Genomic DNA, 24,302 nt, shown 5'->3' with positions numbered 1-24,302 from the left:
GGGTTTTCCGCTGGCAGTCGTAAAGGCGTAGGTGCGACTGCCAGCGATCAGGCTAACTGCGCAGGATGGCAGCGGGAATCTGCTCCAGCGGAATCTCGCGGCTGACCGCGCCGAGTTTCTTCGCTTCCTTGGGCATGCCATAGACCACGCAGCTGGCTTCGTCCTGGCCGAAGGTCTGGGCGCCGGCCTCGAACATTTCACGCAGGCCGCGGGCGCCATCGTCGCCCATCCCGGTCATGATGATGCCGGTGGCATTGGCGCCGGCGGCGCGGGCGGTGGAGCGAAACAGCACGTCCACCGAGGGTTTGTGGCGACTGACTGGCGGGCCGTCGACCACCTCGACCATATACTGCGCACCGCTGCGTTTGAGCAGCATATGGCGGCCGCCGGGGGCGATCAGGGCTCGACCGGGCATGACGCGGTCGCCATGGCGCGCCTCCAGCACCTCGATCTGACAGAGGCCGTTGAGGCGCTCGGCGAAGGCAGCGGTGAAGCGCTCCGGCATGTGCTGGACGATGACGATGCCGGGGCAGACCCGCGGCAGGGCGGTGAGGATATATTCCAGCGCCTGAGTGCCGCCGGTGGAGGTGCCGATGGCCACCACACGCTCGGTGGTGCGGGCCATGGCCGGCTGGCCTGCCGGGATCACGGCATCGGCGCCCAGTTTGGGTTGCACCGGAGCTTTGCTCTTGGCCAGTTGGCGCATGTTGGCGCGCGCGGCAGCTTTCACCGCGCCGAGCAGATCATCGCTGGCATTGACCAGAAACTTGCTCAGGTTGACCTGCGGCTTGGTGACGATGCTCACCGCGCCTGCAGCGAGGGCCTGCATGGTGGTGCTGGCGCCTTTCTCGGTCAGTGTCGAGCAGATCACGACCGGTGTCGGGCGTTCAGCCATGAGTTTCTTGAGGAAGGTGATGCCGTCCATGCGCGGCATTTCCACGTCGAGGACGATCACGTCCGGCCACTCACGCTCCATCTTGCTCAGGGCGAACAGCGGATCGGCAGCGGTGCCCAGAACCTCGATCGCCGGGTCGGCTGCCAGCACCGAGGCCAATACCTGGCGGACGACGGCAGAGTCGTCGACGATCATGACTTTGATGGGTTTCATGCAGGTTGTACTCCAGTGGGACATCCACTGTCAGCTACTAGGGGGGATTGCTTCAGGGCCAACTGGCCGCTCCAGATATCGAAGATCAGGTGTCGGTGCCCAGTGCCACCGACGTGTTCGCCATGGCTCACCAGGCCGTGTCTGGCAATCAGTTGATGTGCCATGTCGATGTTTTGCTGGCCGACGTGACGCGTGGCTCGCGCGCCGACGTTGGGGAACATGTTGCCGCCTCCGAAAATACGCAGGTGATACTCACTGGCCCGGGTGCCGCGCGCGCTGATGGCCTCCAGGAGCAGGAGCATGGCTTCATCGCCATAGCGGCCATCGAGCTTTGGGCCAGGCATGCCCCGGGTTGGCAGCATGTAGTGGCACATGCCGCCCAATCGATGGCGCGGATGCCAGAACACCAGCGAGACGCAAGAGCCGAGCAGGGTACGGATGCGCGTGCCGACGCCTGCGAAGTGCAGATCGCCGGGTTGCAGGTAGACGTCACGTGGTGCAGCAGGCCTAGGCATCGGGTTTGCGGTAGATCGACGGTTTCACGACCTTGAGCGTCTCATCGATGCCGTTGAGGCTTTCCGAATGGCTGATCAGAAAGTAACCACCTGGGCGCAGGCGACTCAGCAGGCGCTTCACGACCTGACGCTTGGTTTCACCATCGAAGTAGATCATGACGTTACGCAGGAAGATCACATCGAATTGACCGACTTCCGGCAATGAGTTGTTCAGGTTGATCTGCTCGAAGCGCACCCGGCGACGCAGTGCCGGGTCGATAAGCAGATTGCCCTCGTTGGCGCCAACGCCGCGAAAACAGTGGCTGACCAGCATCCGGCGCGGGATATCTTCGCTGTCCTGCACACGATAGACCCCGGCACGGGCGCGATCCAGCACCCGCTGGCTGATATCCGACGCAAGGATCTCCCAAGGTTTGTCGCCGAGTACGTCAGCCAGCAGCAGTGCAATGCTGTACGGCTCCTCACCGCTGGAGCAGGCACCACTCCAGATGCGCAGGGGCCGCCCGCTGGGAATCAGCCCTGGCTGGATAAGGCGCTCACGCAGGAAGTCGAAATGCTTGGGTTCGCGAAAGAAGTAGGTTTCGTTGGTGGTCAGCAGATCGACGCACGTCTGCAGCTCTGCCGGACTCTGGCTCAGGCGACGGAAGTATTCGCCGTAGCTGTCGAGCTCGAACTCGCGCAGGCGCTTGCTCAGCCGCCCGGCTACCAGCGGTTTCTTTGCATCGGAAAGGCTGATGCCGGCGATCTCGTAGATCAGCTGGCGAAACTTGGCAAACTCCAGGTCACTCAGGGCGATGGCGGTGTTGCTGCTCATGGATTGTCCTGCATCGTCCCGCGGTGTGCGCTGGCTTGCTCCAGCAGCGCTATTTCATCATCCGATAGCACCCGACCAACATCGAGCAGCACGACCAGCCGATCATCCAGCTTGCCCATGCCGCGAATGAAGTCTGCGCGGATATGATTACCGAAGCTTGGGGCGGGCTCGATCTGCCCGCTACCCAGCTCCAGCACTTCGTTGACCGCTTCGACCACCATGCCGATGACGCGTAGCCCCTCAGTCGAGGCGATTTCCAGTATGACGATGCAGGTACGTGGGCCGATCGCCGTGGCACTGCCGCCGAAGCGCAGGCCAAGATCGATGACCGGCACGACAGCCCCACGTAGGTTGATGACGCCAAGTATGCTCGGCGGCATCATCGGTACGCTGGTCAGCCGGCCGTACTCGATGATCTCGCGTACGGCATGGATATCGACGGCGAACAGCTCCTGAGCCAGGGTAAACGTCAGGTACTGGCCGGCGGCATTGCTGATTGCGGCAGCCATCGGCTACTCCTGGAAGCGCACGTAACCGGCCGGAAGACCGCCTGCCATTGGCATCGCGGCGTCATCGTCGATGGTTTGTGCCCGCGATGAGTGGCTCGGGCGTGGCTGTTGAACGTGGCGTTGCTGGCTGCGCCCAGTGGCCATGCTGTTGAGCTTGAAGAAGTCCATCAGCTGTTGCAGTTGCTCTGCCTGGCCGCTCATTTCCTCTGCAGTGGCCGCAAGCTCCTCGGAGGAAGAGGCGTTCTGCTGGGTGATTTCATTGAGTTGGTTCATCGCCGTGCTGATCTGGCCGACGCCGGAGCTCTGCTCCTCGGAGGCCGCAGAGATTTCCTGCACCAGATCGGAGGTCTTGGCGATGGACGGCACGATCTCGTCAAGCAGGGTGCCGGCGCGTTCGGCCAGTTGTACGCTGGACTTGGCCACCTCGCCGATTTCCTGGGCGGCCACCTGGCTGCGCTCGGCCAGCTTGCGAACTTCGGCAGCTACCACGGCGAAGCCTTTGCCGTGCTCGCCGGCACGCGCAGCTTCGATGGCGGCGTTGAGTGCGAGCAGGTTGGTCTGGTAGGCGATGTCGTCGACGATACCGATCTTGTCAGCGATGGTTTTCATGGCGCGTACGGTTTCCTTGACCGCCTGGCCACCTTCGCCGGCTTCGCCGCTGGCCTTGCTGGCCATGCCGTCGGTGATGCGCGCATTCTCGGTATTCTGCGCGATGGACGCCGACATCTGCTCCATCGAAGCGCTGGTTTCCTCGACCGAGGCCGCCTGTTCGGAAGCGGCCTGACTCATGCTCTGAGCCGTGGCGGAAATCTCCTCGGAGGCGCTGGTCAGCGAGTCGGCAGAACTACGCACTTCGGTGATGATCTGGGCCAGGCGCTGCGACATGCTCTTGATGGCGGCGAGCATGCTGGTGGTATCGCCGTTGCGGGTAGCGACCTCCACCCGGAGGTCGCCCTCGGCGATGCGGGTTACCACTTCAGCCGCGTAGCCCGGCTCACCACCGAGTTGGCGCAGCAGGCTGTGGGTAATCAGCCAGGCGAGCAGAATGGAGATCAGCACGGCAGCGCCACCGATGATCATCAGTTGCATGCGCGACTCTTCATAGAGCGCCGTTGCTTCCTCTGCGCTCTTGTCCATCAGACCACTCTGGAAGTCCACCATGGCCTGGGCAGACGCCAGCAACTCGTTGTTGGCAGGAACCACCTGATCGTAGAGATAGGCCAGAGCACGTTCGGAGTCGTCAACGAAGGTGAACAGCTCTTCATAGCGCTGGCCTACCAGCATGCGAGCAGCATTGATGCGTGCCAGCAGATCGCGCCCTTGCGGCGTATTCACGGTTTTCTGCAGCTCTTCGAAAGCGCTGGCCCGACGCTCACGGCTGACGGTGATGCCTTCCATGTTCTTTGCATCGGCTGCCGGATCATCACGAATGATCAGATCTCGCACCAGTCGGGCCTGGTTGAGGGTCTCCTCCTTGATGGTGTTGGACTGAACGATCTTGGGATAGCGATCAGATACGATGAAGTCGTTGGCCGCATTGATCGCGCTCATGCGCATGACCCCGAGCACCGTCGCCAGCACCAGCAGGGCCACGACCGAGCCAAAGCCCAGGCCAAGCTTGGTCGCCACTCTCATATTCTTGAACATGGTTACTCTCTCCGTATTACCTAGCCGGGCGCTCAAGCGCTTGTCGTGCGTGCGTGGTGCTGCCGGAAGCCGCGATTTCGGCAACCGCCAGGGTGTTTTCGATGGTCAGCAAAACGATGAATTCGTCACCCTGGCGAACCATGCCGTGGATGAAGTCGGCGCGAACGGGGTTGCCGAAGGTCGGGGCTGGCCGCACTTGGCTGGCGGCCACTTCGAGGACTTCGCTGACGGCGTCGACGATGATGCCCAGTACGTGGGCGTCCTCGTCGTCCGTGACCTCGACGATGATGATGCAGGTGCGTTTGTCTATACGGCTCGCGCCCTGGCCGAAGCGCAGGCTCAGGTCGATCACTGGTACCACGGCCCCGCGCAGGTTGATGACGCCATGGATGCAGGTGGCAGCCATGGGCACACGTGTCAGTTGCGGGTACTCGATGATTTCGCGCACGCACAGACCATCCAGCGCGTAGCGGCGTTCGTTGAGCTCGAACGTCAGGTACTGCTGCGGCAGGCTCTGCTCTTGCGCAGATGTACTGCTCACCAGCGGATGTTGCTCGAGGCTGGCTGGGCTGCTGGGAAGACTCATGGTGTTAGGGCTCTGTCGTTGGATTCAGGCTTCGATGGCAGCGGGTGCAGCGGGTGCAGCGGGTGCAGCGTGGGCAGTCGGGTGTGCGAGGTCGGTCAAGAGGCTGGGTATGTCGAGGATCAGCGCGACGGCGCCACTGCCCAGGATGGTGAAACCACCAATGCCCCGGCAGGTGCCAAACAGCTTGCCCAGCGGCTTGATCACGGTCTGGAATTCGCCCATCAGGTGATCGACGACCAATCCGGCACGCTGGCCGGCGTAGCTGACGACGACCACGTTTTCGCGCCTTGGTGGTTGGCCTTCCTCATCGAACAGCTCGCGCATGCGGATGAATGGCAATACCTCGCCACGTAGCGAGATGTGGCCGCGGTCATGGCATGCGCCAGGCTCGAGTTCGATGCATTCCTCGACCAGATCCAGCGGGATCACGTAACCCGCCGGGCCTACACCGACCAGGAAACCGTCGATGATGGCCAGGGTCAGCGGCAGGCGGATGCGTACGCAGGTACCTTCACCCAGGCGGCTGTCCAGCTCGATGTTGCCGCGCAGGGCGGAAATGTTGCGCTTGACCACATCCATACCGACGCCGCGCCCCGAGAGATTGCTGACCTGGTCGGCGGTGGAGAAGCCTGGTTCGAAGATAAGGTTGAACGTTTCCTTTTCGGTCAGCACCTGCCCGTCGCTGATCAGCCCGCGCTCGCGGGCCTTGGCGAGGATCCGCTGAGGGTCAAGACCACCACCGTCGTCCGTCACTTCCAGCACGATGCTGCCTGCGTCGTGGTAGGCGTTCAGGCGCACGTTGCCTTGCGCGGGCTTGCCTCGTGCCTGGCGCACTGCCAAGGGTTCGATGCCATGATCCATGGCGTTGCGCACCAGGTGAGTCAGCGGGTCGGTGATGCGCTCGACCACGGTCTTGTCCAGCTCGGTTTCGCCACCGCTGATGGACAGGGTGATGTCCTTGCCGATCTCGCGTGAAACGTCGCGCACCACACGCTGGAAGCGGTTGAAGGTGGCGCCGATCTGCACCATGCGCAGGGTCAATGCCGAGTCGCGCACTTCTTCCACGAGGCGCGAAAGTTGTTCGGTGGACTCCAGCATTTCGGCATTGCCACATTGTTGGGCTGTCATGCGTGCGCCGGCGCCAGCGATGATCAGTTCGCCGACCAGGTTGATCAGTTGGTCGAGCTTGCCGGCATCAACGCGGATCAGGTTGTTCTCGTTGTTGCGACTTTCCTTGACCTGCTGCTGCTTTTGCAGCGCCGCTGCGATCACCGGTGGTTGTACCAGGCTCTCTTCCATCAACACCTGGCCGATGGGGCGGGTTTCGGCTTCTTGCTGTCCTTGAACCTGGGCGTGCAGTACATCCTGAAGCTCTGCGGCCGTGAGGGTGCCGCAGCGCATGAGGATTTCGCCCAGGCGCATATCTTCTTCAGGAAGGGCACGGATCAGTTCGAGGTATTCGTTGGACTTGCTGTGCGGAGGCAGGATGCGGATCAGGCTGTCTTCGCGGACGAACTCGAAGGCGCCCTCGATGGTGGCCTTGTCGGCGTCACTGGCGAAGGCGACCTCAAAGCTGAGGTAGCAAGTTTCGGGATCCATCTCAGCCGCTGGCGGCACGCGGTCGAGCAGCGGAACGATATTGACGATGCGGCCAAAGGTATTGAGGTAGCGCAGCAAGGACAGCGGATCCATGCCATTGCGCAGGGTATCGGGGCCGAAGCGCAGCGACAGGTGCCAGTGATCGGCGCTGAGCCCGTCCTGGGTACTGCGCTCGATCCGTTCATGGTTGGCAGGCAGTCCGCCGGGATTTCTGGGTGGCGCCATGTAGGCGCTCAGGCGCTCCCCGAGCAGACGGTTCTGCTCCAGGCTCTCGGCGTCCAGTTGTTCGAGATCATGGCCTTCGTCAAGGTGGGTGATGAGTTTGCCGAGGTGATCGCCAACCTGCAGGAACAGCGCGGTGAGGGTTTCATCGAAGTGCAGTTCACCGTTGCGGATGCGGTCGAGGACGCTTTCGGCGATATGGGTGAAGTCGACGATGAGGTCGAGGCCGAACAGTCCGGCCGAGCCCTTGATCGTGTGGGCGGCACGAAAGATCGCATTGATGGTGTCGGCGTCTTCGGGGGCACTTTCCAGTAGGAGCAGTGCTTCCTCCATCAGTTCGAGCAGTTCTCGGCTTTCAGCGATGAAGATCTTGAGTACTTCGTCCATATCCATACTGCGTCACTCGTCGCTGGGTTTGATCAGAATGGGATCGCCGAAGAAGGAGGCGAGCCCGCTGAGTTCGAACGCCTCGATCACAGCCGGGCTGTGGTGGCTAAGACGCAGCTGGCAGCCCTGACGGCTGGCTTCCTGCTTGGTCAGCACCAGCAGCTGGAGACCTGCACAGTCGAGTTCGTCGAGGGCCGAGAGATCCAGTTCGACTTCAGCGCCAGGCGCCAGGGCCCGCAGCAGCAGCCCCATGTGTTCGCTGACGCTGTAGATGGTCAGCCCGCCTTCCAGTGGGAGGATGCGATACAGGTTCTCGCCCGACGCTTCTGTCATGGCGTTGGCCTCAAGGCAGGATCAGCTTGGAGACGGCGGTGAGCATCTGCGCTGGCTGGAAAGGTTTGACCACCCAGGCCTTGGCACCGGCTGCGCGACCTTCTTCCTTCTTCGCTTCACCGGCTTCGGTGGTGAGCATGATCACCGGAGTGAACTTGTAGGCGGGTAGTTGCTTGACGTTCTTGAGGAAGGTGATGCCGTCCATGTTCGGCATGTTCACGTCGCTGATGATCAGGTGCACCTTGCGCCCGTCCAGCTTACCCAGTGCGTCCTTGCCGTCGCAGCCTTCGATCACGTCGTAGCCAGCGCCCTTGAGCGTGATGCTGACGACCTGCCGGATGGAGGCGGAATCGTCGACGATGAGTACGGTCTTGCCCATGGGGAACCTCAGAAGAAAGTGATTTCGGAATCGTTACGCTTGCCGGGTGCTTCGCCCCGGTGGATGTCATGCTGCTCGGGCATGGTGTAGGTCTGGGCCAGTTCATCCAGCCAGCGCGGGATGTCCAGGGGCGCAGGTTGATGGCCGAGCCGGCGTTGTTCGTTGCTGGCGTGGATGTGGTCGAAGAGCTTGTCGATGTCGCTGCTCACATGCCCGAGCATCTGGCTGATGCGATCCTGGAATTGCAGCGCTACCAACACTTCGGCGATGTCCTGAGCGACGATTTCGCTCTGACTGCGCATCGCTTCGTTGTGGCTGACGATGCCGCTGGCGCTGTGATGGAAGCGGGTGATCACGCCCTTGATCACGTCACTGGCGTTGTTCAGGGTGATGGCGTCGGTCTTGGCGTATTCGCGGGAGATGTCCAGGGTCTTGTGGATCGCCGTGTTGACGATGGTCACGGTTTCGCCGATGCGCTGGCCGGTGCTGCCGGACATGGTGGACAGCTTGCGCACCTCGTCGGCGACCACGGCAAAGCCTCTACCGCTTTCGCCTGCACGTGCGGCCTCGATAGCGGCGTTGAGCGCCAGCAGATTGGTCTGCTTGGCGATATCGGCGACGTCCTGCGCCATCTCCTGCAACTGGTCGGTGAAGTTCGATAGTTCCGTCACTTCCTTGAGCAGGGATTCCTTGCTGGCCAGTGCCTCGCGCAATGCCATGATGATCATGTCCAGCTCGTGCTGGCTGGTGGACAGCAGTGCGACCAGGCGGTTGCCGGCCTCACGCTCGGGGCCGTTGCCCAGGCTTTGCTGGATACGCACGGAAAGGTTGGCGAAGCGCTCGCTCAGGGCGCTGATGGCTTCTTCGGTATGGCTGCGTGCGGAATGAATCTGTTGCGACCACAGCGGCAACGTCTGCTCGCATAGCTCCTCTACATCTCGCTGCGGGTGTTGCTCGTCAGCGCTCTGGGCGGCGACGGGTTGCGGCGCTGTGCTGTGCCTTAGCTGCTGGAGGAGGAGTAAGCCGCCAACCAGCAGCAGACCAAGCAACGCGGGGATGGTACCCAGCCAGCCAATGCCGACCAGAACAACAGCCACGATGCCGGCCAGCAGCGTTAGCGATGGGATAACCAGGGGGAGGTTCTGATCGCGCACTTCTTGGCTCCGCGACTGCTGGGGTCAGGTGATCGCGGAACAGGTGCCAGGCTAGAAGGGGAAGTTCCTGCAGGGTGCCGGTTATCGTTCCGTCGACAGTCGGAGCATGCATGAGGCCCTTTGGCAGGGGGCATCGGGATATGCTGTATTTATGCGTGAATTTATCCCAGTTGATGCTAGGGAAATCCTCAGCCTGGTTCGGATGTGCTGAGTTTGCTGGCGAATTTGATCAGGTCGGCATTGCTGGAAAAGCCCATCTTCTCCATCAGATTTATCTTATGCGTGCTGACGGTCTTGTTGCTGATCATCAACTGCTCGGCGATCTGATTGACGCTCAGGCCATCTGCCAGTAGTCGCATGATCTGGAACTCTCGGTTGGTCAGGCTGTCCAGGCCGCTCGGCGGATTGGGCTTGAGGCTGTTCAGCGCGATCTGTTCGAGCAGATCCGGATCGATGTAGCGCGCGCCAGTGCTGACCTTCTTCACTGCGGCGATCAGTGTCTCCGGCGATTGCGTCTTGGTCAGGTAGCCGGTGGCCCCCGAGCGCAACACACGGATGGCGACATGCGGGTCGCAGTGCATGCTGAGTACCAGAATGGGCAGGTGCGGGTGTTGATGGATGACCCGCGATATGAGCGCTTCGCCACTCAGGCCCGGCATGCTGATATCGAGAAGGAGGAGGTCTACGTGCGTCGCTCTCAGACGCTCCAGCGCCTGTAGACCGTTGGCCGCCTCTTCGGCGATGTGGATGTCCTTGTCCAGTTCGAATAGCCGTTTCAGGCCCTCGCGCATGATCGTGTGATCGTCGACGATCATCAGATTGATCATAGGCATTCCTTATGTATTGATTTTTACAGGGAATATGGCCTGGACGATGGTGCCCTGGCCGGGGTGGCTGAAGATGATCACGGGGCCGCCGAGTTGTTTGCCACGCTCACGCATGCCTGAAATCCCGGTGGAATCGGGCAGGATGTCGCTGAGGGTGAAGCCCTGGCCGTCATCGAATATCTCAAGGACATAATCATTCTCGCGACGTTCCAGGCTCACTTCGGCTCGGCTGGCATTGGCGTGGCGAAGAATATTGGTTAGCGACTCCTGCACGATGCGATAGAGGTGCGCTGCGCGACTGGGCTCCAGTTCGACGTTCTGCTTGGGCTGGTTGAAGCGGCAGTCGATCTCCGACAATTGCCTGAACTCCTCGATCAGACCTTCGAGCGTACTGCTCAGGTTGTGCTGCAGTTGCTTGATCGGTGGGCCGTTGTGGATTTCACGGATCACATCGATGGCGCTGTGGGTGATGCTGGTCAGACGCTCGATATGACCCTGCATGTCCGGACGATCCTGGCCCAGGTGGATGCGCAATACGCCCAGCCCCTGTTGCAGGGCAGTCAACTGCTGTCCCAGTTCGTCGTGCAGCTCGCGGGCGATGCGCTTGCGCTCCTGAACGCGGGCAAGGGCACACAGCCGGGTCTGTTTCGAGTGGCAACGAGGGCAGATGCTGTCGGTGTCTGAGGTTTTCTGTTTGCGAGGAGGGAGGTCGTAGCGGGAGAGCGTCGTTGTTATGTTCACGTTAGCTCTATCTCTTCTCTGCGCGGGGAGGGCAATCCACCGCAGGGCTGGCACGGATGCTGGGGATTCTTCGTCGTGTGCGAGCTGCAGGGAAGGAAGGATGCCCAACGTCGATAGACGTGACCGAAAGTGTGAGTCTTCACTCGTGTGAGACAGGCTCCTGACTTGGCACGTGCCTGTTTCTGCTTCCAGTCACCTGGATGAAGACCGGTGCCGTTCAGAGAAAGTCAGGCGCAGTTAACGTTTTAACTGCATCTGTTCCCGTAAACGAGCTTCTAGCGGTCTGAGGATGTGTCTAGGCGGGGCAAGGGCATCGGCCACCAGATGGCTGATACCTTCATGCGAAGGAGTGATCATGGTACGAGCTCTGCATGGTTAAGGATCTAGCATATCGCCCGTGCAGCTCGTGAGGACAGCGGGAAATTAGCCTCACGCTGGGATGTTGGCGTTACCGATAGCGTTGTGTCGCCCTGTGGCATGAGTCAGGGCGACAGCAGAGAGGGCGTTCAGGCGGCCTGGTTCACTGCGGAATCTCGATGCCACGCATGCGTTCTGCACGGCGGCGCAGCAGCTCGATGGTCACCAGCAGGGCGATGGATACCAGGATAAGCAGGGTGGCGATGGCGAGGATGCTCGGGTTGATCTGCTCGCGCAGGCCCGAGAACATCTGCCGTGGGATGGTGCGCTGCTGCGGGCCGGCCATGAACAGGATCACCACTACTTCATCAAACGAGGTGATGAAGGCGAACAGCGCGCCGGAAATCACCCCGGGGCGAATCAGCGGCATGATCACGTCGAAGAACACGCGAATCGGCGTGGCGCCGAGGTTCAGCGCCGCGCGCGCCAGGCTGTAGTCGAAACCGGTGAGGGTGGCGGTGACGGTGATGATGACGAACGGCGTGCCCAGCGCCGCGTGCGCCAGGATCACGCCCAGGTAACCGCCGGCCAGGCCCAGGTTGGAGTAGAAGAAGAACATGCCGGCGGCGGTGATGATCAGCGGCACGATCATCGGCGACAGCAGCAAGGCGGTGATGAAGCGGCGAAACGGCATCTCGTCGCGGGCCAGGCCTACGGCGGCGCAGGTGCCCAGAATCGTGGCCAGGATGGTGGAAAGGATGCCGATGAAGAAGCTGTTGTTGATCGCCAGTATCCACTTCGGATCGTTGAGGATCTCCCGGTACCAGCGCAGCGAGTAGGCCTCCGGGTCGAGCTTCAGCATGCCTTCGGTGAAGCTGAAGAACGGCTCGGCATTGAACGACAGCGGCACGATCACCAGGATCGGCAGGATCAGGAACAGCAAGACCAGCCAGGAGCTGGCCTTGAGCAGCCAGTTGCCGAGGTGGTGCCAGAAACCGTAGTAGGCGGGGATTTTCATAGCCGTCTCATCCCAACTTGATATTGCTGGCGCCGACGAAACGGTCGTACACCCAGTACAGCAGCAGGATCAGCCCCAACAGCAGCGAGCCCAGCGCGGCGGCCAGCTCCCAGTTGTTCGAGCGCTGCATGTGGAAGGCGATGATGTTGCTGATCATCTGCCCATCGGTACCGCCGACCAGTGCTGGGGTGATGTAGTAGCCCACCGAGATGATGAACACCAGCAACGCACCGGCGCTGAGGCCTGGCAAGGTCATCGGGAAGTAGATGCGGACGAACGCCGGGATCGGTTTGTCGCCGAGGCTGAGCGCTGCGCGCATGTAGCTGGGGTCGATACCGCGCATCACGCTGTACAGCGGCAGGATCATGAACGGCAGCAGGATATGCGTCATCGCCACCACGGTGGCGAACGAGGTGTAGAGCATCTCGAAGGGCTGGCTGATCACGCCGATGCCCATGAGGAAGGAGTTGATCACGCCATTGGTCTGCAGCAGGGCGATCCATGAGGTGGTGCGCACCAGCAGGGATGTCCAGAACGGCAGCAGCACCAGCACCAGCAGCAGGTTGGCGCGGTTCGAGGGCAGGCCGGCGAGGTAGTAGGCCAGCGGGTAGCCGAGCAGGGCGCAGAGCAGGGTGATGACCAGCGCCATGTTCAGGGTCTTGGAATACAGCTGCAGGTAGATCTGTGTGTCCTGGCGCACCTGGATGCCATCGTCGGGGTGCAATTCCAGATCCAGGGCCGTCAGGTAGTAGTCGTAGGTGTAGACCTTGCCGGAGCGCTCGATGGCGTACCACAGCTCGGGTTTGCTCCAGTTGCGGTGGGCGTCGAGCAGGGTCTGCACGCCCTGGGTCTGCAGCGCTTGTGCATCCAGCCGGCCGATGCGCCGTGCAGTGGATTTGACCACGCTGGACATGCCCGTATAGGCGCGATTGAACTCCTCGGACAGTTTGCCGGAGAGACGCTGCTCGTTGAGTGCATGCAGTTCGCTGACGAAGACTTGCAGGGTCTGCTCGTCCGGAAGCTGCTTGTGATCTTCCCAGCGTTCGAGTTCGGCCAGGGTCTGCGGAATCAGTTCGGCCACGGTCGGGTGATACACGCTGCGCCATAGCATGGTGCCGATCGGGGCGACGAAGGTGACGATTATGAACAGCAGCAGCGGTACCACGAAGAGAAAGGCGGTGAGGCGTTTCTTGCGACGGGCGCTGGCGGCTTGGCCGGCTTCGCTGGTGGTCAGGGATGACAAACTGTTTCTCCGATCCTGTGTAGGGCGGGTTAGCCGCGCATGGCGCCTGACCAGATAGGTGATGCGATTGCTGGGCGCGGCGTAACCCGCCGAGCGCAATCAAAGGTATCTGGTAAGGCCGATACCCTCTCCCCCAACCCCTCTCCCACAAGTGGGAGAGGGGAGCTGATGGTTTTTACTTCAACAGCCACTCATTGAATTTCTCGCCCAGCGACTCGCCGTAGTCGGCCCAGAACTCGGAGCCGGCCTGGATGCCTTTGTCCAGGTGAGCGGTCGGCAGGTGCGGCGTGGCGTTCTGGTCAGCCAGCGGCATGGACGACTTGCGAGTCGGGCCATAGGCCACGTCCGGCATGCCGGCCAGCGGCTTGGAGCCGGTGGCGTACTTGATGAACTCCATGGCCAGGTCTTTCTTCTTCGAGCCTTTGACGATGGCCCAGGCATCGAGGTCGTAGACGTGGCCGTCCCAGACGATTTCGAACGGCTTCTTCTCCTGCACGATGGCGTCGTAGAAGCGGCCGTTGGCCGATTGCACCAGCACTGCACCGCCGTCGTTGAGCAACTGCGGAGCCTGCGACCAGGAATCGAACCAGACGATGTCCTTCTTGATGCTGGCCAGTTTGTCGAAGGCGCGTTGCTGGCCTTCCGGGGTGGCGAGCACTTCGTAGACTTCTTCAGGCGCTACGCCGTCGGCCATCAGCGCCCATTCCATGTTCACCTGCGGGCGCTTGCGCATGGCGCGCTTGCCCGGAATCTTGGCGGTGTCGAAGAAGTCGCCAATGCTGGTGGCCTTGGTGCCGCCGATGGTGTTGTCGTTGAAGGCGAACACCACCGACCAGACGATGTTGCCCACAGCGCACTCACTGGCCAGCGCTTCGGGAATGAAATCCTGCGCAGCCGGGGTGCCGTCGATGCCTGGCGGCAGCACGCTGTGGTCGAGGGTTTCCAGCAGGCCTTCGGAGCAGGCGCGCTCGAGGTCGATCACTTCGAAGTCGACCACATCCCACTGGATGTTGCCGGATTCGACCTGGGCCTTGATTTCGGCAACGCCACCCGAGTAGTCCTCGAACAGTACCTTGACCCCGGTATCTTTCTGATAGGGATCGATGACGTGTTTCTTCTGCGCGGCGCCGTAGGAGCCGCCCCAGGAAACCACGGTAAGGCTGTCCTGGGCGGTGGCGCTGCCCGTTGCCAGTCCCAGTGCCGCCACCAGGGCGAAGGTGGAAACGCTGGTAGTCAGTGATCTAGCCATTGCTGTGCTCCATTTGCTTCTACTAGTTATGGGTGGGGACTTCCGATCGATCCAGGGCCTGGCTGTCTTCCGGCAGCCAGGCCAGGGCGACCTCTTCCTGAGTGCTGAGTTGCGGGGCTGAACTGTCGTTCAGGTTCTTCACCACCAGCTCGCTGCCGCTGGCGGTTTCGAAGTGGTAGCGGATGTATTCGCCGACGTAGTGGCGGGTGACGAAGCGGGCCTTGACCTGATTGCCCGCGCCGCCCAGGCGGTCGGTGAAGTTGAGTTTTTCCGGGCGCACCGAGACGGTGGTGGCTTGGCCGATTTCCGTGCAGTTGGCTTTCAGCGTACTGACCAGGCCACCATCCTGCAGGCGCACTTCGACGCGCTCCTCGCCGACGCTTTCGATCACGCCGGGTAACTTGTTGCTTTCGCCGATGAAGTCGGCGACGAACATGTTGGCCGGTCGCTCGTAGAGCACATGGGGCGGCGCGCATTGCTGCACCACACCATTGTTGAACACGGCGATGCGGTCGCTCATGGTCAGCGCTTCGGTCTGATCGTGGGTCACGTAGATCACGGTGAAGCCGAGTTGCTCGTGCAGGCGCTTGATCTCGAACTGCATCTGCTCGCGCAGCTTCTTGTCCAGCGCACCGAGCGGCTCGTCCATCAGTACGATGTCAGGGGCGAAGATCAGTGCGCGCGCCAGGGCCACACGCTGGCGCTGGCCGCCGGAGAGCTGACCCGGGTAGCGGCCACCGAAGGCCTGTAATTCGACCAGGGCGAGGTACTGCTCGACCTTGGCGCGAATCTCGTCCTTGGGCAGTTTGCGAATCTTCAGGGGGTAGGCGAGGTTCTCGCGGATGGTCATGTGTGGGAACAGGGCGTACTGCTGGAAGACCATGCCGATGTTGCGAGCGTAGGGGGCGATGCTGGTGACGTTGCGGCCGTTGATCAGGATTTCGCCGCTGGTCACGTCTTCGAATCCGGCGAGCATCATCAGACAGGTGGTCTTGCCGGAACCGGAGGGGCCGAGCAGGGTGATGAACTCGCCCTTGGCCACGTTGAGGTTGAAGTCCTTGACCACCAGGGTCTTGTGATCGTAGGTCTTCTTTACGTTGGTGAATCGCAGGAACGCGTCGTTCCCAGCTTGCGCAGTCATAATCCTCCCCGGCATTTATCCAAGACATGCCGCAAATATGGAGCCAGCTCGTGGCCAGGGCTCCAACTCCTGAGTCGATTCACCCCTTTCGTGTGGGGGGATCGTTATGCTGATAGCTAAAAGCAATAAGCAAGCCAGCCGATCAGTGAATCGGCTGATAGCGCTCTGCTACGTAGGTTCAAGCCTAGTCCAGCTTGGTCGGGATGCGAGGCGGGTGTGGGGAGAGGTAACAGTGCGGGAAGGGATGGGGCACCGGTCGACACGCACATGGCAGGTGCACGGGCTGGAGAACGTCCCTGTTTCGGCGCGTGTCACGTAGGGTGCGCTGTGCGCACCGATTATCGAGGGCATCCTCGACATTGCGGCGAGTGGTTGCCCCCTGGTGCGCATGGCGCACCCTACGTTTAGCTGTTGGGCAGCAGGCGAACGGTGAGGCTCTTGATATAGCGGGTCTCATTGATGGCTGGGTGCACCGGGTGATCCGGGCCCTGGGCGCCGCGTTCGAGCAGCTGGATGTTGCGATCCAGGTGACGCGCGCTGGTCAGCAGGATGTTCTGCAGGTTGTCTTCTTCCAGGTGCATGGAGCAGCTGGCGCTGACCAGGATGCCGTCCTTGTTGAGCAGGCGCATGGCGGTTTCGTTGAGGCGGCGGTAGGCCGCTTCGCCGTTCTTGATGTCCTTCTTGCGCTTGATGAAGGCGGGTGGGTCGGCGATCACCACATCGAAGCGTTCTTCGGCGGATTTCAGTTCGCGCAGGGCGGCGAACACGTCGCCTTCCACGCAGGTGACTTTCTCGGCGAAGCCGTTGAGCGTGGCATTGCGCTCCACGCCGTCAAGGGCGAAGGCCGAGGCATCCACGCAGAACACTTCGCTGGCGCCGAACGCCGCGGCCTGTACGCCCCAGCCGCCGATGTAGCTGAACAGGTCGAGCACGCGCTTGCCTTTGACGTAGGGCGCCAGGCGCGCGCGGTTCATGCGGTGGTCATAGAACCAGCCGGTCTTCTGGCCTTCGATCACCGGGGCTTCGAACTTCACGCCGTTCTCTTCCAGCGCCACCCACTCCGGTACCACACCGAAGGCGGTATCGACGTAGCGCTCCAGCCCCTCGGCGTCGCGGGCTGCGGAGTCGTTCTTGAGCAGGATGCCGCTGGGCTTGAGCACCTGGATCAGCGCGGCCAGCACGTCGTCCTTGTGACGCTCCATGGTCGCCGAGGCCAATTGCACGACCAAAATATCGAAGAAACGGTCGATCACCAGGCCCGGCAGCAGGTCGGAATCGCCGTACACCAGGCGGTAGCAGGGCTGGTCGAACAGCCGCTCGCGCAGGCTCAGGGCGACGTTGAGGCGATGCACCAGCAGCGACTTGTCCAGCACGTGCTTGACGTCGCGCGACAGCAAGCGGGCGCAGATCAGGTTGTTCGGGCTCATGGCGACGATACCCAGCGGCTTGCCACCGGCGGCTTCGAGGATCGCCTGGTCGCCAGCCTCGAAGCTGTGCAGCGGTGTGGCGGCAACGTCGATTTCGTTGCTGTACACCCACAGGTGGCCGGCGCGCAGGCGTCGGTCGGCATTGGCTTTCAGGCGCAGGCTGGGCAGGGACATGGTGGGCTCCGTCGGGCAAAAACGCGCATTCTAAACGAGCTGCTCGGTGGCTGCTTGCGAGGCGATGGAAAGTGCCTCGCCATCGGTCTGCTCGAATGATTCATTACATGCAGATTTCCCGTCGCAGGGGTGGGCAAAACCCATCGCGCGCAGGGTAGACTGTGCGCTCTATCACCTTTCCCTTCCGCGCCCATGGACAAAGAACTTTCCGCCGAGCAGATCCAGAAGTTTCTGCAGGGCATCAGTGTGCCGCCGCAGCCGCAGATCATGGTCGATCTGCAGTTCGAGCAGGTCATGCCCAATCCCGATCTCAAGGCTATCTCGCGCCTGATCAGCCAGGATCCAGGACTGTCCGGGGCGCTGTTGAAGATCGTCAATTCGCCGTACTTCGGCCTGGTCAACAAGGTCAGCTCGATCCAGCGTGCGGTCAACCTGCTGGGCAGCAACTCGGTGATCAACATGGTCAACGCCTTGTCGATCCGCGGGGAAATGAGTGACGAGACCATCGTCACCCTGAACCGCTTCTGGGACACCGCCCAGGACGTGGCCATGACCTGCCTGACGCTGGCCAAGCGCATCGGCTGCGAGTCGATGGACGAGGCCTACACGTTGGGGTTGTTCCACAATTGCGGCATCCCGCTGATGCTCAAGCGCTTCCCCAACTACATGGACGTGCTCGAGGAGTCCTACGCCAGCGCCAGCCGTGAGCGGCGCGTGGTCGATACCGAGAACCGCCTGCTCAATACCAACCACGCTGTGGTCGGCTATTTCACCGCCAAGTCGTGGAATCTGCCGATGCACCTGTGTGAGGCGATCGCCAATCACCACAACGCTTTGGCTATCTTCAGCGATGACAATGGCCGCGATGCGCAATTGAAGAACCTTCTGGCCATCCTGAAGATGGCCGAGCATATCTGCCGCAGTTATCAGGTGCTGGGCAACCAGAGCGAGGATCATGAGTGGGAGAGCATCGAATCTCTGGTGCTGGACTACGTCGGCTTGTCCGAATATGACTTCGAGAACCTGCGCGAGAGCATCCGTGATCTTGGCGCGGACTGATGGTTGTGCTGGGTATCTACCGTTAGTCCTATCCTGCCTGCTAAGGTTGCCCGCCGTTTCACACCAGTAGTGCCGTCATGCCTGAATTACCTGAAGTCGAAACCACTCGCCGCGGTATCGCGCCTTACCTCGAAGGTCAGCGTGTCAGCCGCGTGATCGTGCGCGAGCGCCGTTTGCGCTGGCCGATCCCTGAGGATCTGGACGTGCGTCTGTCCGGCCAACGGATCGAGTGCGTCGAGCGGCGTGCCAAGTACCTGCTGATCAAGGCCGAGGTCGGCAGTTTGATCAGCCACCTGGGCATGTCCGGCAGTTTGCGCCTGGTCGAGTGCGGACTGGCGGCGGCCAAGCACGAACACGTGGATATCGAGTTGGAGTCGGGGTTGGCGCTGCGTTACACCGATCCGCGTCGTTTCGGTGCGCTGCTGTGGAGCGAAGACCCGCTGACTCACGTATTGCTCAGCAAGCTCGGGCCTGAGCCGCTGGGCGGGCTGTTCGACGGTGAGCGTCTGTTCCAGATGTCGCGTGGGCGCAGCATGGCGGTCAAGCCGTTCATCATGGACAACGCTGTGGTGGTCGGCGTGGGCAATATCTACGCTACCGAGGCCTTGTTCGCCGCCGGCATCGATCCACGCCGCGAGGCTGGCTCGCTCTCGCGTGCGCGTTACCTGCGCCTGGCCGAGGAAATCAAACGCATCCTCGCCCATGCCATCGAGCGCGGTGGTACCACGCTGCGCGACTTCGTTGGCGGCGATGGCCAGCCCGGCTACTTCCAGCAGGAACTGTTTGCCTATGGGCGTGGCGGCGAATTCTGCAAGGTGTGTGGCAGCACGCTGCGTGAGGTCAAGCTGGGCCAGCGCGCCAGTGTCTACTGTCCCAAGTGCCAGCGTTGAGGCTCCGTGTAGGGCGGGTGTAACCCGCCTGTGCGCCTTTGGCGGGTTGCACCCGCCCTACGTGATAACAATAAAAACGAAGGTGTTAGATGTCCGGTAACTACTTACCGCGCAATCCGGCTGCCGAATGGCTGGGGCGTAGCGTTCTGAAACTCATGGGCTGGCGTATCGAGGGCGAGTTGCCCAAGCTCGACAAGTTCGTCGCCATCGGCGCTCACCACACGTCCAATTGGGACTTCGTGATCTTCATCGCGGTGAAGTTCGTGCTGCGCCTGAATGCCCGCTGGTTCGGCAAGCACAGCATCTTCCAGTGGCCGTTCGGTGGGCTGATGCGTGCCTGGGGCGGTATTGCGATCCGTCGTGATCGTCAGGGCAATACCGTGGAGCAGGCGGTGCAGGCCTTTCGCGAGCACGACGAGTTCATTCTGGTGCTCTCGCCAGAGGGCACGCGCAAGAAGGTCGAGCGCTGGAAAATGGGCTTCTACCATATCGCGCTGGGCGCTGGGGTGCCCATCGTGCTCGGGGCGCTGGACTACCAGCACCGTCGCGTGTTGATCGGCCCGACCTTTCAGCCGACGGGGGACGAGAAAGCCGATCTGGCGGCCATGCTGGCGTTCTTTCGCCCTTATGTGCCGAAAAAGCCGGAATACGCCTTTCATGGCGATTGATGTCCGTCACGCTGACAATTACCAATGCGCTGTTATAGTTACTGGCACTTTATCCAGAACAAGCTGAAGGATCGCACCATGAAACCCTTTCGCACTACCGCTGCTGTCCTGGCGCTGACCACCGGCATTTGCGCATTGCCGGTTCATGCGCAATATCCAGATGCTCCGCAGAACGCCAGTGGCGACCCGCTCTATACGGTCGAGGCGCCGCCTGCCTTTGCGATGATCGGTGACCTGCTGATTGCGCGTCCTCTGCTGATCGGCGCCACGGTCATCGGTGCTGGGCTGTTCGTGGTTTCCCTGCCATTCACCGCTACGGGCGGCGGTATTGGCGCTACCGGCAAGGCGCTGGTTGTCGATCCGGGCAAGGCTGCTTTCGTACGTTGCCTGGGCTGTACCCAGACGGGTTACAACAATCGTCAGTAGTCGTTAGTTCGCTGTTACAGATAGTCTTCAGACCCTGGCTCAGTGATGAGCCAGGGTCGTTTTTGTCTGCGCACCGCTAAAAGGATTAAACGGTGGTAATGAAGTACCTGCGCTGGGTGATGCTGTTGCTGGTGGTATCGGGGCTGGTCGCCTCGTTCTGGTTCAGCCAGGGCTGGCTGCAGCTGTGCGCCGGCCTGGCGATCTTCCTGTTCGGTATGCAATGCCTGGAGGAAGGGCTGCGCCAGCTGGCCGGCAGCAAGCTGGAGCAGATACTCGGGAGCAGCACCTCGACGCCGTTCAAGAGCCTGCTGTTCGGCGTCGGCGGCACACTGCTGCTGCAGTCCAGCACGCTGGTGTCGCTGCTGACCATCGCCTTCATCAGTACCGGATTGATCCAGCTGGCCGGTGGTATCGCCATTCTGTTCGGCGCCAATCTGGGGGCCACCAGCGGTATCTGGTTGCTGGCACTGGCCGGGCAGAATCTCAGCCTGAGTCCGCTGGCACTGCCGTTGCTGGTGTTCGGCGTGCTGGCCGGCTTCTTCGGCGCCAAGAGCAAGGCGGCCGGGCGTATCGTTCTGGGGATCGCCTTCATCTTCCTGGGTATCGACCAGATCAAGGAAGGCTTCGCCAGCTTCGGCGATGGCCTGGACATGACCGGCTACCAGGAAGGTGGACTGCGTGGCGCGTTGCTGTTCACCGCGATCGGCATGGGCATCACCGTGGTGCTGCAATCCAGTCATGCCACGTTGATGCTGACCCTCGCCGCACTGGCCGGTGGTCAGCTGGAATTGAGCCAGAGCCTGGCCATCGCCATCGGTTCGAATATCGGCAGCAGCGTGACCACTGGTTTTGTCGGCTCGCTGGGCGGCAACCGCAGCGGTCAGCGCCTTGCCCTGGCGCATGTCCTGTTCAACGTGGTCACCGGTGTACTGGCATTCGTCCTGCTCGGGCCGCTGACCTGGCTGGTGCACGCGCTGGCCGAACCGCTGGGGCTCGGTGAGAACAGCCTGATCCAGCTGGCGATGTTCCATACCCTGTTCAACGCCATGGGCGTGATGCTGTTCTGGCCCCTGCAGGGGCGTCTGGCGCAGTACCTGATCCGCTGGCTGCCCGAGCGCAGCGAACCGCAGGTGCTGATCACCGAGCTGGCGCCGGCGGCGGTCAGCGAGCCGGAGCGTACTCGCGCACGTTACCTCAATGAGCGTGCGCTGGATTCGGTGGAGTCGGCATCCGTGGCCGTAGTGCAGGAGCTGGGGCACCTCGGGCGCCTGAGCCTGGAGGTGATCTGCCATGCGCTCTACCTGCCGGTGGATCAACTGGCGCGGGCACGCGCCGACGAGCAACTGCTACAGGCCAAACCGACGCAGGGCGGCTTCGATGCCGAGCACCTGTATCAGTTTCATATCAAGGGGGTATATGCCGACCTGCTGAGCTTCATGGGACGCATGGAGCTGCCCATGGACGAGGCGCACCAGCAATTCTGGGTCAGTTGCCAGCTGGCGGCGCTGCAGTTGGTGGATGCGGTTAAGGACGCCAAGCATCTGCAGAAGAATCTCGGCCATTACCTCGATGCGCCGCCCTCCGGCGCGCGCGATGCCTATGTCGAACTGCGCCGGCACCTGCTTTTCAGCCTGCATGAGGTGCGCGAGCTGGCGCGGGCCGACCTGCCCGAGGAGGCTTGGCAGTCGCGCTTGCGCTGGCTCGATGAACAGGCAGCGAACTTCGATGCGCAGTTCCGTCAGCGGCTGTTCGCCGAGGTGCGCAACGGCCGGCTGGACGGCCTGCAGACCAGCTCGCTGATGAATGACCTGGGCTACGTCAGCCGCATCTTCCAGAGCCTGCGCAACGTGTTGATGCTCGGTGACGAGCAGGCGCTGTTCCGTGAGCTGCGCCGTCTGGGCGATGAGCAGGAGAGTCTGATTCAGCTTTCGTAGCCCGATGCAGTCCGGGGAATGCTGGCGTCCTGCTTCGCGAACGGAGCGCCGCCCTCGTAGCAACACTTCGGAGCGTCAGTCAGTAGGGCGGAGTCAGGAGCGTCAGCGAACACTCCGCCAACTGTGATCTGGGCGTACATCTTCGCAAGTACGCTACTTGCTATGGATTACCACGCGTCGCTAACCCGGATGCAATCCGGGCTACGGGGTTGCCGTGCCGATACCCCGTGGATCGCTGGCGGCCTTTACCTCGCCGCTGACCTTGTCCCAGAACAGCACCTGCTGATTGCCATACTGCCGATCCAGGCGCTTGAGCTCGTAGCCGCGCTTCTGCAGTTCGGCGACCTGCTCGTCGCTGAAGGTATCCGGTTCGTGCTCGATCACGTCCGGCAGGAACTGATGGTGGTAACGGGCCACTGCCGGCCAGCGCTCGATGGGCTGATCGTCCAGGTATTCGAGCATCGACAGCAGCACCATGCTGGGAATGCGGCTGCCCCCAGGGGTACCGAAGGCGGCGAATTCGTCGCTGCTCTCGATGAAGCTCGGGCTCATGGAGGACAGCGGGCGTTTGCCGCCAGCAATGACATTGGCCTGGCTGCCGGCCAGGCCGTAGGTGTTGGCGCCTTGCACGTCAGCGGCGAAATCGTCCATCTCGTCGTTGAGCAGCACGCCGGTGCCGGGCACGGTGAAGGCAGCGCCGAACGGCAGGTTGATCGACAGCGTGGCAGCGACCGCATTGCCCTCTGCATCGAGCACGGCGAAGTGGGTGGTGTGGTCGCCTTCGTGCCAAGTGCCAGCCGGAGGCAGGCTGGAGCTGGGGGTGGCCTGCTCGGGGTCGATGCTGCCGGCGAGTACCGCCAGATGTCCCGGCGAGAGCAGTTGTTCCAGTGGGTTCTTGATGAAGTCCGGGTCGCCCAGCAGGCCTCGATCGCGGTAGGCGCGGCGTAGGGCTTCGACCACGTAATGCACGCGCTGAACCGGTTCGGCGTCGCGCCAGGGCAATTGTTCGAGCATCGCCAGGCTCTGTGCCAGGGCCACGCCGCCTGCCGAAGGGGGCGGTGCGCTGATCAGCTCGCGGCCGTCTTCGAGTGCAAAACGCAGTGGTTCGCGGCGGGCGATGCGGTATTCATGAAGGTCATCCAGTGTCCAGATGCCACCTGCATGACGCACCCCGGTGACCAGGCGTTCGGCCACCGGGCCGGTGTAGAAACCTTCACGGCCATGTTCTGCCAAGGCTTGCAGGGTGGTGGCCAGATCCGTCTGGCGCAGCAGATAGCCTTCAGCGGGAATTTCATTCTGGTCGAGGAACAGCTTCGCGCTTTCCACGTCATCACGCAGGGCAGCCAGGCGCCAGGCGGCGCGCTCGCGGTAGACGCGATCGACAGCGAAACCTTCATTGGCCAGGCGAATCGCCGGAGCCAGGCTGGTCTTCAGTGGCAAGCGACCATGGTGTTCAGCCAGTTCGACCAGTGCCGCTGGCAGGCCAGGAATCGCTGCAGCCAGTGCGCCGTTGAGCGACAGTTCGCGCTGCACCTTGCCGTCGCGCACGTAGAGATCCGGCTTGGCCTCCAATGGGGCGCGCTCGCGTGCGTCGAGAAAATCATAGCCGGGTGTTTCGCCAGCGCTGCGCAGCAGAAAGAAGCCGCCTCCGCCGAGGCCTGAACCATAGGGCTCGACCACTGCCAAGGCAGCGCTGGCCGCGACGGCTGCATCGAAGGCGTTGCCGCCAGCGTCCAGCATCTGCTGCGCCGCAGCGGTGGCGGCAGGGTGAGCGGTGGCAATGGCTGCCTGGTGCGGCGCTGCCTGGGCCAGCAGGCTGGCACTGAGCAGCAGGGTCGATAGCAGGAGTTTGCGCAACATGCGATCTACCAAGGGCGGCTGAAGGAAGCTGGAAG

22 protein-coding genes and 1 pseudogene are annotated in these 24,302 nt (G+C 62.0%); 5 read left to right on the top strand and 18 right to left on the bottom strand.

The features are described from left to right. Positions 1–52: 52 nt before the first annotated feature. The 17 genes and pseudogenes from HS968_RS23685 to HS968_RS23605 form a co-directional block, all read right to left on the bottom strand. Positions 53–1,108 (bottom strand): protein-glutamate methylesterase/protein-glutamine glutaminase, encoded by a 1,056-nt coding sequence (locus HS968_RS23685; protein ID WP_182368932.1) that lies wholly within the window; start codon positions 1,106–1,108, stop codon positions 53–55. Beyond that, positions 1,105–1,623, bottom strand: coding sequence for a chemotaxis protein CheD (locus HS968_RS23680; protein WP_119694173.1), 519 nt, complete (start codon positions 1,621–1,623; stop codon positions 1,105–1,107). The genes HS968_RS23685 and HS968_RS23680 overlap by 4 nt, the downstream gene beginning before the upstream one ends. Next, positions 1,616–2,437 carry a CheR family methyltransferase gene (locus tag HS968_RS23675; protein WP_119694174.1) on the bottom strand — a complete coding sequence of 274 codons (822 nt, stop codon included), beginning with the start codon at positions 2,435–2,437 and terminating at the stop codon, positions 1,616–1,618. The genes HS968_RS23680 and HS968_RS23675 overlap by 8 nt, the downstream gene beginning before the upstream one ends. Continuing rightward, complete coding sequence (locus HS968_RS23670) at positions 2,434–2,946, bottom strand: chemotaxis protein CheW (RefSeq protein ID WP_119694175.1); 513 nt, start codon at positions 2,944–2,946, stop codon at positions 2,434–2,436. The genes HS968_RS23675 and HS968_RS23670 overlap by 4 nt, the downstream gene beginning before the upstream one ends. Before the next feature lie 3 nt (positions 2,947–2,949). Further along, positions 2,950–4,593: a methyl-accepting chemotaxis protein gene (locus HS968_RS23665; protein WP_182368931.1), complete on the bottom strand. Its 1,644-nt coding sequence runs from the start codon at positions 4,591–4,593 to the stop codon at positions 2,950–2,952. Between the two features lie 16 nt (positions 4,594–4,609). Beyond that, complete coding sequence (locus tag HS968_RS23660; protein WP_182368930.1) at positions 4,610–5,179, bottom strand: chemotaxis protein CheW; 570 nt, start codon at positions 5,177–5,179, stop codon at positions 4,610–4,612. Between the two features lie 24 nt (positions 5,180–5,203). Continuing rightward, complete coding sequence (locus HS968_RS23655; protein ID WP_182368929.1) at positions 5,204–7,393, bottom strand: chemotaxis protein CheA; 2,190 nt, start codon at positions 7,391–7,393, stop codon at positions 5,204–5,206. Between the two features lie 6 nt (positions 7,394–7,399). Further along, positions 7,400–7,720 carry an STAS domain-containing protein gene (locus tag HS968_RS23650; protein ID WP_106738413.1) on the bottom strand — a complete coding sequence of 107 codons (321 nt, stop codon included), beginning with the start codon at positions 7,718–7,720 and terminating at the stop codon, positions 7,400–7,402. Positions 7,721–7,730: 10 nt separating this feature from the next. Then, complete coding sequence (locus HS968_RS23645) at positions 7,731–8,099, bottom strand: response regulator (RefSeq protein ID WP_119694179.1); 369 nt, start codon at positions 8,097–8,099, stop codon at positions 7,731–7,733. 8 nt (positions 8,100–8,107) lie between these two features. Beyond that, positions 8,108–8,725: pseudogene (locus HS968_RS26845) on the bottom strand (methyl-accepting chemotaxis protein); the annotation flags it as partial. 716 nt (positions 8,726–9,441) lie between these two features. Continuing rightward, positions 9,442–10,080, bottom strand: coding sequence for a response regulator (locus tag HS968_RS23635; protein ID WP_106738416.1), 639 nt, complete (start codon positions 10,078–10,080; stop codon positions 9,442–9,444). A 9-nt stretch (positions 10,081–10,089) separates the two neighbouring features. Then, positions 10,090–10,821, bottom strand: a complete 732-nt coding sequence (locus HS968_RS23630) for a sensor histidine kinase (RefSeq protein ID WP_182368926.1) — start codon at positions 10,819–10,821, stop codon at positions 10,090–10,092. Between the two features lie 520 nt (positions 10,822–11,341). Beyond that, positions 11,342–12,196 carry an ABC transporter permease gene (locus tag HS968_RS23625; RefSeq protein ID WP_182368925.1) on the bottom strand — a complete coding sequence of 285 codons (855 nt, stop codon included), beginning with the start codon at positions 12,194–12,196 and terminating at the stop codon, positions 11,342–11,344. Positions 12,197–12,203: 7 nt separating this feature from the next. Then, positions 12,204–13,439, bottom strand: coding sequence for an ABC transporter permease (locus HS968_RS23620; protein WP_182368924.1), 1,236 nt, complete (start codon positions 13,437–13,439; stop codon positions 12,204–12,206). A 175-nt stretch (positions 13,440–13,614) separates the two neighbouring features. Continuing rightward, the gene (locus HS968_RS23615; RefSeq protein WP_119694185.1) at positions 13,615–14,688 is read right to left on the bottom strand and encodes an ABC transporter substrate-binding protein; all 1,074 of its coding nucleotides are present in this window, start codon (positions 14,686–14,688) and stop codon (positions 13,615–13,617) included. Positions 14,689–14,710: 22 nt separating this feature from the next. Further along, positions 14,711–15,829 (bottom strand): ABC transporter ATP-binding protein, encoded by a 1,119-nt coding sequence (locus tag HS968_RS23610; protein WP_179622862.1) that lies wholly within the window; start codon positions 15,827–15,829, stop codon positions 14,711–14,713. A 404-nt stretch (positions 15,830–16,233) separates the two neighbouring features. Continuing rightward, entirely contained in the window at positions 16,234–17,430 is a 1,197-nt protein-coding gene (locus HS968_RS23605) for a class I SAM-dependent rRNA methyltransferase (RefSeq protein ID WP_182368922.1), read from the bottom strand. A gap of 246 nt (positions 17,431–17,676) precedes the next feature. Here HS968_RS23605 and HS968_RS23600 point away from each other — a divergent pair, with 246 nt between their 5' ends. From HS968_RS23600 to HS968_RS23580, 5 genes are all read left to right on the top strand, one after another. Beyond that, entirely contained in the window at positions 17,677–18,489 is an 813-nt protein-coding gene (locus tag HS968_RS23600) for an HDOD domain-containing protein (RefSeq protein WP_170965238.1), read from the top strand. Positions 18,490–18,566: 77 nt separating this feature from the next. Further along, positions 18,567–19,379, top strand: a complete 813-nt coding sequence (gene mutM / locus HS968_RS23595) for a bifunctional DNA-formamidopyrimidine glycosylase/DNA-(apurinic or apyrimidinic site) lyase (RefSeq protein ID WP_182368921.1) — start codon at positions 18,567–18,569, stop codon at positions 19,377–19,379. Positions 19,380–19,468: 89 nt separating this feature from the next. Then, the gene (locus HS968_RS23590; RefSeq protein ID WP_182368920.1) at positions 19,469–20,047 is read left to right on the top strand and encodes a lysophospholipid acyltransferase family protein; all 579 of its coding nucleotides are present in this window, start codon (positions 19,469–19,471) and stop codon (positions 20,045–20,047) included. 78 nt (positions 20,048–20,125) lie between these two features. After that, positions 20,126–20,473: a multidrug transporter gene (locus tag HS968_RS23585; protein ID WP_182368919.1), complete on the top strand. Its 348-nt coding sequence runs from the start codon at positions 20,126–20,128 to the stop codon at positions 20,471–20,473. 98 nt (positions 20,474–20,571) lie between these two features. Beyond that, complete coding sequence (locus HS968_RS23580; RefSeq protein WP_182368918.1) at positions 20,572–22,407, top strand: Na/Pi cotransporter family protein; 1,836 nt, start codon at positions 20,572–20,574, stop codon at positions 22,405–22,407. Positions 22,408–22,608: 201 nt separating this feature from the next. Here the strand turns inward: HS968_RS23580 and ggt are convergent, their stop codons facing one another. Further along, the gene (ggt, locus tag HS968_RS23575) at positions 22,609–24,267 is read right to left on the bottom strand and encodes a gamma-glutamyltransferase (RefSeq protein WP_182368916.1); all 1,659 of its coding nucleotides are present in this window, start codon (positions 24,265–24,267) and stop codon (positions 22,609–22,611) included. Between the last annotated feature and the right edge of the window lie 35 nt (positions 24,268–24,302).

The sequence above is a fragment of the Pseudomonas berkeleyensis genome (assembly GCF_014109765.1).
GTDB classification, from domain to species: Bacteria; Pseudomonadota; Gammaproteobacteria; order Pseudomonadales; family Pseudomonadaceae; genus Aquipseudomonas; species Aquipseudomonas berkeleyensis.
Note: the sequence above shows the minus strand (reverse complement) of the source record. Positions and strands in the feature narration are given on the sequence as shown.

Coding starts and splice junctions, on each gene's coding strand:
- HS968_RS23655 (WP_182368929.1), bottom strand. CDS start 7,393: ATGGATATGGACGAAGTACTCAAGATCTTCATCGCTGAAAGCCGAGAA.
- HS968_RS23645 (WP_119694179.1), bottom strand. CDS start 8,099: ATGGGCAAGACCGTACTCATCGTCGACGATTCCGCCTCCATCCGGCAG.
- HS968_RS23670 (WP_119694175.1), bottom strand. CDS start 2,946: ATGGCTGCCGCAATCAGCAATGCCGCCGGCCAGTACCTGACGTTTACC.
- HS968_RS23680 (WP_119694173.1), bottom strand. CDS start 1,623: ATGCCTAGGCCTGCTGCACCACGTGACGTCTACCTGCAACCCGGCGAT.
- HS968_RS23580 (WP_182368918.1), top strand. CDS start 20,572: ATGAAGTACCTGCGCTGGGTGATGCTGTTGCTGGTGGTATCGGGGCTG.
- HS968_RS23665 (WP_182368931.1), bottom strand. CDS start 4,593: ATGTTCAAGAATATGAGAGTGGCGACCAAGCTTGGCCTGGGCTTTGGC.
- HS968_RS23590 (WP_182368920.1), top strand. CDS start 19,469: ATGTCCGGTAACTACTTACCGCGCAATCCGGCTGCCGAATGGCTGGGG.
- mutM (WP_182368921.1), top strand. CDS start 18,567: ATGCCTGAATTACCTGAAGTCGAAACCACTCGCCGCGGTATCGCGCCT.
- HS968_RS23675 (WP_119694174.1), bottom strand. CDS start 2,437: ATGAGCAGCAACACCGCCATCGCCCTGAGTGACCTGGAGTTTGCCAAG.
- ggt (WP_182368916.1), bottom strand. CDS start 24,267: ATGTTGCGCAAACTCCTGCTATCGACCCTGCTGCTCAGTGCCAGCCTG.
- HS968_RS23635 (WP_106738416.1), bottom strand. CDS start 10,080: ATGATCAATCTGATGATCGTCGACGATCACACGATCATGCGCGAGGGC.
- HS968_RS23605 (WP_182368922.1), bottom strand. CDS start 17,430: ATGTCCCTGCCCAGCCTGCGCCTGAAAGCCAATGCCGACCGACGCCTG.
- HS968_RS23650 (WP_106738413.1), bottom strand. CDS start 7,720: ATGACAGAAGCGTCGGGCGAGAACCTGTATCGCATCCTCCCACTGGAA.
- HS968_RS23685 (WP_182368932.1), bottom strand. CDS start 1,108: ATGAAACCCATCAAAGTCATGATCGTCGACGACTCTGCCGTCGTCCGC.
- HS968_RS23625 (WP_182368925.1), bottom strand. CDS start 12,196: ATGAAAATCCCCGCCTACTACGGTTTCTGGCACCACCTCGGCAACTGG.
- HS968_RS23615 (WP_119694185.1), bottom strand. CDS start 14,688: ATGGCTAGATCACTGACTACCAGCGTTTCCACCTTCGCCCTGGTGGCG.
- HS968_RS23610 (WP_179622862.1), bottom strand. CDS start 15,829: ATGACTGCGCAAGCTGGGAACGACGCGTTCCTGCGATTCACCAACGTA.
- HS968_RS23660 (WP_182368930.1), bottom strand. CDS start 5,179: ATGAGTCTTCCCAGCAGCCCAGCCAGCCTCGAGCAACATCCGCTGGTG.
- HS968_RS23585 (WP_182368919.1), top strand. CDS start 20,126: ATGAAACCCTTTCGCACTACCGCTGCTGTCCTGGCGCTGACCACCGGC.